5 protein-coding genes are annotated in these 5143 nt (G+C 68.8%); 2 read left to right on the top strand and 3 right to left on the bottom strand.

What is annotated here, in order from left to right; genetic code table 11:
• Positions 1-59 precede the first annotated feature (59 nt).
• Positions 60-512 (top strand): HU family DNA-binding protein, encoded by a 453-nt coding sequence (locus V7E05_RS12800; RefSeq protein WP_333620029.1) that lies wholly within the window; start codon positions 60-62, stop codon positions 510-512.
• A 64-nt stretch (positions 513-576) separates the two neighbouring features.
• Here the strand turns inward: V7E05_RS12800 and V7E05_RS12795 are convergent, their stop codons facing one another.
• The 3 genes from V7E05_RS12795 to V7E05_RS12785 are packed head-to-tail and all read right to left on the bottom strand — an operon-like array spanning position 577 to position 4737.
• Complete coding sequence (locus V7E05_RS12795) at positions 577-1557, bottom strand: NUDIX hydrolase (RefSeq protein ID WP_333620028.1); 981 nt, start codon at positions 1555-1557, stop codon at positions 577-579.
• Positions 1557-3716: an RNA degradosome polyphosphate kinase gene (locus V7E05_RS12790; RefSeq protein ID WP_333620027.1), complete on the bottom strand. Its 2160-nt coding sequence runs from the start codon at positions 3714-3716 to the stop codon at positions 1557-1559. The genes V7E05_RS12795 and V7E05_RS12790 overlap by 1 nt, the downstream gene beginning before the upstream one ends.
• Positions 3717-3765: 49 nt before the next feature.
• A complete protein-coding gene (locus V7E05_RS12785; RefSeq protein WP_333620026.1) occupies positions 3766-4737 on the bottom strand; it encodes a hypothetical protein in 972 nt (323 codons plus the stop codon).
• A 74-nt stretch (positions 4738-4811) separates the two neighbouring features.
• On the opposite strand from V7E05_RS12785, the gene V7E05_RS12780 reads away from it, so the two are divergent.
• Positions 4812-5143, top strand: a 332-nt coding sequence (locus V7E05_RS12780; RefSeq protein WP_333620025.1) for a 2-dehydropantoate 2-reductase N-terminal domain-containing protein, incomplete at its 3' end; no start/stop codon positions are given.

The following is a 5143-nucleotide window of genomic DNA, read 5'->3' as shown; positions in this document are numbered from 1 at the left end:
GAGCAGAGGTCTGATCAACGGCCGATCATCGACGCAGGAAGCGACCGGAGGCGGACACAGTGAACAAGGCAGAGTTCATCAACGCGCTCGCCGAGCGCCTCGACGGCGACCAGCAGCTCGCGACCGAGGCGCTCGAGAACACCCTCGACATCATCGTGCGGACGATCGAGTCGGGGGAGAGCATCACCTTCATGGGATTCGGGATCTTCGAGAAGCGGTCGCGGGCTGCGCGCGTGGCCCGGAACCCGCACACCGGCGAGTCCATCCCGGTGGCCCCGACAATGACCCCCGTGTTCCGCCCCGGCCAATACTTCAAATCGGTCGTGCAGGGCACGAACAGCCTGCCGGACGACCGCCTCGCGGCGAAGCGGACCAGCTCCCACAAGTCCTTCGCGCAGCCCGAAAACACGGCGGGCGCGGCGGCGACGACTCCGGTGGCGGCGGTCGACGGCACGCCGAGCGATCCCTCAGCCACACCCGCCAAGCGCGGAACAAAGCGCAGCGCCCGCTAGCCGGGAGGCCGGCCAGATCCTGCTCGGATCCGTGCCGGCCGACCCGCCGCACGGGCCCGACGCGTTATGTCCGCGGGAGAGGGCTCTGTAGATAGTCGGCGCCGACGAGCTTTCCCCCGGAGAAGCTCAGCGTCCACTGGCCGCCCTTCTTCGTGGAAAAATCTCGGCCGGCGAGATCCGTGCCCTCGGCGAGCCGCTCGAGCGCCAGTGGAATGGCCGTGCCCTGCGAGCTGAGTACACGGATCGCGCCCTTGCCGTCGATCGAGCCGTGTACCGAATACGCGAGGATCGTAGCCGCCGCGGAATCGGGGTCGGCCTCGGCGGCGATGTCGCCGATGCTCTCGTCGATCTCGATCTCCACGCCGAGCTTGTCGGCGATGGGCTCGACGCTCTGCACGCAGCGCACGGGCTCGGCCGAGACCACCGCGCTCACCCCGAAGGACTCGAGCTGGGGGACGAGGAACTCGGCCTGCAGCATGCCCTTGCGATCGAGCGGCCGGAGAAGGTCATCGCCCTTCCACTTCGCGCGGTTGCCGGCGCGGGCGTGGCGGACGAGGATCACCTGTCGCACGGTGGCCGCGTGCGGCTCGGCGATCTCGGCGAATCGGGCGAGAACCCTCTCGTCGAGCTCGTAGGACACCCGCTCGGTCGCGTCCGCGACCGGTAGCCACTCAAGGGCTTCGCACTCGTCGGAGGGGACGAACTCTCCGCCGGTCGAACGCGCCGCCCAGTACCAGACGCTTTTCTTCGCGCCGTTGGTGAGCTGATACGAGGAGGTGCCGATGTATTGGCCGAGGATCGAGCGGTGGCCCGTCTCTTCTTCCAATTCTCGTACGGCGGCCGTGGAGAGTGTCTCGCCCTCATCGACCTTGCCCTTGGGCAGAGACCAGTCGTCGTACCGCGGGCGGTGGACGACCGCGACGGTGAGGCCTGCGGCGTCATCCATGCGATAGAGCACGGCACCTGCGGCAAACACGGACCGCTCGGGGTCGAACGCGATCGGTTTCTCTTCGGCGTTGAACTTCTGCTTCTTCTGCGCGGCCATCAGTTGCGGATGCCCCCGTGCTCGGCGAGGAGCACCATCTGGAGGTCCCGCTCGTTGCTGCGGTCCTCCGGGAAGCGGCGCCACGTGTCGTCCGGCATGAGGTGCCAGCTCCTCGTGTTCGGGTCGAAGGCGATGTCGAAGATATTCTCGAGCTTTCCCTGGAGTCGTGGATCGGAGACCGGCGTGATCACCTCGACACGGCGGTCGAGGTTGCGGTGCATCATGTCGGCGGAGCCGATGTAGACCTCGCCACCGGCCTTGAACGAGAAGATGCGGGAGTGCTCGAGGAATTCGCCGAGCACGGAGCGGACCTCGATGGTCTCGCTCAGCCCGGGCACGCCGGCGCGGAGGCTGCAGATGCCGCGCACGAGGATCTGCACGGGCACCCCGGCGCGCGAGGCCCGGTACAGGGCATCGATGACCTGCTCGTCGACAAGCGCGTTGGCCTTGACCCGGATGCCCGCATCGTGGCCCTGGCCCGCGAGCTCGATCTCGCGTTCGATTCGCTCGACGATGCCCTTGCGGATGCCCTCGGGCGCGACGAGCAGGCGGCGGTACTTCGACGGGTACGAGTATCCGGTGAGGTAGTTGAACAGCTCCGACAGATCGGCCGTGATGTCCTCGTCGGAGGTGAACAGGCCGACGTCCTCGTAGAGTCGCGCGGTCTTGGGGTTGTAGTTGCCGGTGCCGATATGGCAATAGCGGCTCAGGCGATCGCCCTCGTCGCGCACCACGAGCGAGGTCTTGCAGTGCGTCTTGAGCCCGAGGAGGCCGTAGACCACGTGCACGCCCGCGCGCTCGAGCTGCCTTGCCCAGCGGATGTTGTTCTGCTCGTCGAAACGTGCCATGAGCTCGACGAGCACAACGACCTGCTTGCCCGCCGCCGCCGCCTCGATGAGAGCGTTGACCACCGGCGAATCGCCCGAGGTGCGGTAGAGCGTCTGCTTGATCGCCAGGACCTTGGGATCGGCGGCCGCCTGCTCGAGGAAACGTTGCACGGTGGTGGAGAAAGAATCGTAGGGGTGGTGGACGAGCACATCGCTCTCGCGGAGCGAGGCGAAGATGCTGCGTTCGGCCTCGCCCTCGCCGAACGCCGTGGGAGTGGACGGCACCCACGGCTTCTCCTTGAGATCGGGCCGGTTGACGCCGTAGATCTGCATGAGCGCCGTGCGGTCGATGAGCCCCCGGTGCTGGATGACCTCCTCGTCGCTGACCTCGAGCTCGGACATGAGCAGGCGGAGCATGCGCTCGGTCATGTCCTCGGCGATCTCGAGGCGCACCACCGAGCCGAAGCGGCGGCGCGCGAGCTCGCGCTCGAGGGCCTTGAGCAGGTCCTCGTCTCGGTCCTCCTCGACCGCGAGGTCGGCGTTGCGGGTGACCCGGAAGACGTGGCATTCGACGATCTCGGTGCCGTGGAAGAGCATCTCGAGATGCGCGGCGATGACCTCCTCCGCGGGCACGAAGACAGTCTCCCCGGTCTCCGCGCGGTCGAGCCGAAGGAAACGCGGCACGTTGTTTGGGATCTTGACACGCGCGAAGTGCTCCTGCCCCGATTCGGTCTCGCGCACGGTGACGGCGAGGTTGAGGCTCAGCCCCGAGATGTACGGGAACGGGTGCGAAGGATCGACCGCGAGCGGCGTGAGCACGGGGAAGATCCGGTCGTGGAACTGCTGCGAGAGCTCGTCGCGCTCGCTGGGGCCGAGGTCTGCCCACGGGAGGATGAGCACGCCCTGCTCCGCCAGCTCGGGCAGGATTCCGTCGACGAGGACGCGGTCCTGCTCGGCGCTGAGCTCGGCGGTCCTGATCCCGATGAGCCGCAGCTGATCCTCCGGCGTCTTACCATCCGCCGAACGCACCGTGAGACCGGAGTCGTTGCGGCGCTTGAGGCCCGCGACGCGGACCATATAGAACTCGTCGAGGTTCGACGAGAAGATGGAGACGAATTTGAGCCGCTCGAGCAGCGGCTGGCGCTCATCTCCTGCCATGGCGAGCACGCGCGCGTTGAAGTCGAGCCAGGAGAGCTCGCGGTTGCGGTACCGGTCGTCGGGCAGACCCTGCTGGGCGACTGCGGACGCCTGGGCGGGGTCTCCGGGGGACGCGCTGGGGGAATTGCTCGAGGAATTCTTGGCGGAATTTCTGGGGGATTCGGCTTCGCTCACCCCACCAGTTTGCCGAATGTTCTCCAGTCGGCGCGAGGCCGGTCCTGAGCTACCGCGCGGCGTCGCGCTCGCGGGCGTCCGCGGGCTCAGCCGTTAGGGCCGCAGACGGGCCCGTGGTGCTCCTGCTCGACCGTCCCTCGCGCCGCGCACGTGGGGATCCGCCCATGACGGAGCGCGCCGTATCGCCCACGCGGTCAAGCGCCTCAGCCGTGCGGGGCCCGAGAGCGCCGAGTTCGGCGATGTGCTCGAGAGAATCCACGTCCCGCCGGATCCCCATCGGGGCCGGCTCGAGAGCGACGGCGCCCGCGGCCGCGAAATCCGCCGCCGAGCGGGGCCCGAAGAACGTGCGCAGGTCCACGGTGTTCGAGAACGTCGCGGCGGTGGTGCCGAGGCCGTCGGCGTCGGGGACGTATCCCCGGAACGATGCACCAGGGCCGGCTCCAGCCGCTTCGAGCACCTCGGCGACGTCGGCGGAGGTGATCCCCGGTACGTCCGAGGCGAGCACCGCGACGTTCTCCGCGCGCCGCGCCGCCCAATCGAGTCCGAGAGCCGCGGCCCTGCGGAACGTCGAATCCCCGCCGGAGACGACCGGAGCGGGGGCGGAGAAGGGACCCGCGGAAGGAATGCCCGCCCGCGGTGCTGCTGGGTGTGCGTCGGTTTCCGGGGCGAGTCCCGCGGCGACGTCTGGCCCGAACTCCGGGACGATCTCTGCGCCGAGGGAGCGGGCGAGCGCGGCGAGCTCGGGATCCGCGGTGACCACGGCGAAGGAGATCACCCGCGCGCGGCAGCCACCCGGCATCCCATTTCCGATCCGCGCAGCCCCGGCCACGGCCTCGAGCACGTCCCCGAGCATCGCGCGCACGAGGAGCCGTCGCTCGGCGTCTGGGAGCTGCGCCGACATCCGCGATTTCGCGCGGTGCAGCGGCTTGGCGGGGACGGCCACGGCCCAGCTCGCAGGGAGGTCCCGGACCTCGTCCGGGAGCCGCTGCGCGCCTGCCGGATCCCCGTGATTGTGGCGCATTTGACCCATCGTGCCACAGGGGGTCGGGTACCTTGGTGCTGCATATCGACGGCGGCGAATGGCAGGAGCGGGAAATGGTTCGTGTGGCTGTCATGGGCTCGGGGTCGTGGGGCACCGCAGTCGGAAAGGTCCTCGCGGACGGAAACAACGACGTGGTCATGTGGGCCCGGCGGGATTCCGTGGCCACCGAGATCTCCGAGGGGCACAGCAACGAGCGCTACCTCCCCGGCATCGCCCTCCCGGAGTCGATGTGCGCGACCTCCGATGCGGCGGCCGCGCTCGAGGGCGCCGATGTCGTCGTGCTCGGCGTCCCGGCGCAGTCGCTAGCAGAGAATCTCCGGGCGTGGAAGCCACTCCTTCCGCCGGACGCCGGCTATGTCTCGCTCACCAAGGGCGTGGAGACGGC

It is taken from the genome of Dietzia sp. (assembly GCF_036741115.1).
GTDB lineage: Bacteria > Actinomycetota > Actinomycetes > Mycobacteriales > Mycobacteriaceae > Dietzia.
Note: the sequence above shows the minus strand (reverse complement) of the source record. Positions and strands in the feature narration are given on the sequence as shown.